Source organism: Mycobacterium sp. (assembly GCF_035506235.1).
GTDB lineage: Bacteria > Actinomycetota > Actinomycetes > Mycobacteriales > Mycobacteriaceae > Mycobacterium.
In genome coordinates this window covers 1-3,295 of sequence record NZ_DATJPU010000133.1, presented here as the reverse complement: position 1 = coordinate 3,295, position 3,295 = coordinate 1, and the positions used below count along the sequence as shown (strand labels likewise).

The following is a 3,295-nucleotide window of genomic DNA, read 5'->3' as shown; positions in this document are numbered from 1 at the left end:
ACCCGCGCCGACGGGCCCAGCTCCGGGTTGATCACGTCGATGTTGACGGTGTGGCCGTACGGCGCATGCACGGGGTGGTCGACGTACACGGTCGCGCGGCTGGCGCCGAACCAGCCCGTCGCGCCCTTGCCGCTGCCGTCGATCCGCACGTGTTCGGTGAGGTAAGTGCACATGCCTTGGCACACCTAGCCTTTCAGGTGGGTCGCGAAGAACTCGTCGATGCGGTGCCAGCCGTCCACCGCCGCCTCGGGCCGGTAGGCCGGCCGGTCGACGGAGAAGAACGAGTGGCCCGCGCCCTCATAGGAGTGGAACTCGTGCTGCTTGCCGAATTTGGTCAGCTCGGCGTCCAGGACGGCCACCGCGGGCGGCGCGGGGAACCGGTCGTCGACCCCGAACAGCCCCAGCAGCGGGCAGCTCAGGTTCGCCGCCAGGTGCACGATCGGTTGCATCGCCTTGGGCATGCCCTCGGGCAAGTCCTCGACGATGAACGCGCCGTAGCAGTCCACCGCGGCGTCGAACCGCAGCGAGCACGCGGCCAGGAACGCTTGCCGACCGCCCGAGCAGTGCCCGATGACCCCGAACTTCCCGTTCGCGCCGGGCAGCGAACGCAGGTGCTCGACCGCGCCCGCGACATCGCCGACCAGCCGCTCGTCGGGCACCCCGCCGGCGGCCCGCACCGCGGCGGCCGCGTCATCGGGCGCCGCGCCCGGGGCCTCGCGCGAATACAGGTTGGGGGCCACCGCGTGATGGCCGTTGACGGCTAGCCGGCGGACGAACTCCTTGGTTTCCCGGTCGTAGCCGGGCATGTGGTGGATCCACACGATTCCGCCGCGCGACCCCTCGGCGAGCGGGCAAGCCCGGTAGGCCTCGATCTCGTCGCCGCCGTGGCCTGTGATGGTGATTGTTTCCGCGCGGATCGCGTCTGGGCTGGGCGCGTTCATCGCTGCTCCTTTTCGGGCTCCTTATTCGGCCGCAAGGGGAAGCAGAGCGCCGGAGGATCGCCCCGCCGGAACCAACTTATCCGAAGACCGGGCCATGACGGCGCCGACCGCGTGTTGACCACGCCTTTTCGCGTGCCTGCCACGAGGCATTGCGAAGCTTATTGAATTCCAATCTGTCCGGGCGCGGTGGTAAGTTCTGCTTGATCCGGTTGAACCTCAAGCACGCACGCCTGCCCTTTCGCTCCCGACCAGATGTAGCGACGCGCGACGGGGAGAAGTCGAGCGTGCGTCAGCGTGTTCGTGAAGCCATGCCAGCTCATGAAGTACTTCCGCGCGTCGCGATGCACGTACCACCGGCATAACCTCGTGTCGGCACGCACTCGCCCGCGGCCGCGAATCCGCAGGACTCTCCGATCGCTCGGCTCGTGCTCGACGTTGAACAAGATCGTGACGCGCGGGTTGGCGTTGATGTTCAACGCTGCCAGAGTTCGGTCCGATGTGCCGAGGTAGATGCGCCCGCCGTCATAAACGAAGTACAGCGGGTTGATGTGCGGCCGCCCAGTGCGCGAGAGGGTCGCGATGCGGGCTACCATCGCGCGACGGAGGATGTCCACCACCGCCGGATCGTCAGGATTCATCGTCGACTTCCCTCATCCGCCCGTAGTCCCAGGCAACAGTTCGCCTCGGCCGGAACGCGAACCACACGAAGTCTTTCGGCAGCCCCTCCATCTGACCCAGTGGCTGGACATGTCCCCGAAGGTAAATCGCCCTGAGGTCAAAGAAGTGCGAACCTTCGTCGACAAGCAGCACGACTTCGTCGTGTGCGGCCGGGCGAGCCGCAGCACTCCGGGGGATTCCAACCAGGTAGCGATCGTCTCGGAACACGACCATGACCGACTCAGCTTGTGGGCACCCGTCGTCGGCGAATGCCAAGCAAGCGCGGGGTATGCGCTCGAGCAGATCCCGTGCCTCCGACGGATCGATGTTTCGCGTAATCCGCTTCACGTGGCTCCGAACAAACTCTCGCCGGACAAGCCCGGCTATGAGATCGCGCTTCGCCGCGACTTCATGGCGGCCTGGGCCGCCAGCATCCCCGTCATCATGGCTCCGGTGAATCCTCCTGTGCCGCCATAGCTTGAGGCCAACCACAAGCCGGGGACCGTCGTGGCAACGGCCCGCTGGGAGCCGACGAGGCGCAGGCCCGTTGGCGGCTCTGGTGCAAAACCGTACAACGCCCCGCCCGGAGTGTTCAGGTAGCGGCGCATCGTAGCGGCAGTGGCCATTTCCCGTTGCACGACCGCATCGGCGAAACCGGGATAGTATCCGTCGATCTCTTTCACGATCGCGTCAAGCCACTCCTCGCGTTTGGCCCGGCGGGCCTCGTCTCTCAGGCCCTCCCAGTTGGCAACTCGATCGACGCCGACGACGGAAATCAGGTACCGGCCTCCAGGATTTAGCCCGCTGTCGATGGCCGCGTAGTCGACGACTCCTACTACGGGCATGCGGTCTCCCGGCCGGTCGGCGAGCAGCCCGGCTCCGTATGCATAGTCCGAAAGGGAGTTCATCCACTCCGGGATGAGCACGGTGGAGTATTGGTTGAAACCCAACTCACGCGGAGACCTGCTGAGGCCGAGCGCGATCGAGAAGAGGGAGATCGATGGGCGCCGCCCCTCATAGCGAGCGGCGAACGCCTTCCGGGCCTGCGGCGGCAGTGCGTCGGCGAGCACGCTCGGGGCCGCATTGCCGAAAATGACTGGGGCGTGATCCACAGTGCGGTCAGTGCCGTCGGCCGCGGTGTGGGCCACACCGGCCACGCTGCCTTGCTCGTCGAGGATGATCTCGGTGACCACTCGCCCCGTGCGCGCCGCGCCCCCTTCGGCTGCTACCACGTCGGCGAGCCGCTGGCTAAGAGTGCCCGAGCCACCCTTGATGTACGTGCCGCCGCTTGCGAGGTAGCCGCCTTGCGCGACCGCGTAGAACAGCCACCACAACCGGTCGGGATCGTCAGCGAAATAGGCGAGATTGGCGGCCAGCGCGAGCTTCGGCCCCTCGTCGTCGCCGAACAACTCGTCGAACATCTCTGAAAGGCTCAGCCGGGCGTCCCGCAGCAGCGGCCACACCTTCAGCGGGACCACTGGCGCGTGCGTGAACCACCAGAGGCTGTCGTGCTGCTCCCCGACCACCGACATGGCCTCTCGGACGGCCTGAAGCCGCTGAAAGTATCGGCGGAAGGCCGCTCGCTGGTGGGGGAACCTCGCGGTGAGGGCCGTCTCGGCGGCGTCGAAGCCGTGCGGGAGGACGAACGGCGGATCGAACAGTCGCCCACGCACCTCGTAGAACGCGCCAACCGGCAC

Annotated in this window: 4 protein-coding genes; all 4 read right to left on the bottom strand. The window is 66.9% G+C overall.

The window, feature by feature from the left end; translation table 11 throughout:
* Positions 1–173 (bottom strand): DUF6295 family protein (locus VMD50_RS11950; protein WP_325427962.1); only part of this gene is annotated, 173 nt, incomplete at its 3' end.
* Between the two features lie 12 nt (positions 174–185).
* The gene (locus VMD50_RS11945) at positions 186–941 is read right to left on the bottom strand and encodes a dienelactone hydrolase family protein (protein ID WP_325427961.1); all 756 of its coding nucleotides are present in this window, start codon (positions 939–941) and stop codon (positions 186–188) included.
* 158 nt (positions 942–1,099) lie between these two features.
* Positions 1,100–1,579: a pyridoxamine 5'-phosphate oxidase family protein gene (locus VMD50_RS11940; RefSeq protein ID WP_325427960.1), complete on the bottom strand. Its 480-nt coding sequence runs from the start codon at positions 1,577–1,579 to the stop codon at positions 1,100–1,102.
* Positions 1,580–1,981: 402 nt separating this feature from the next.
* The coding region (locus tag VMD50_RS11935; protein ID WP_325427959.1) for a phytoene desaturase family protein at positions 1,982–3,295 on the bottom strand (1,314 nt) is incomplete at its 5' end.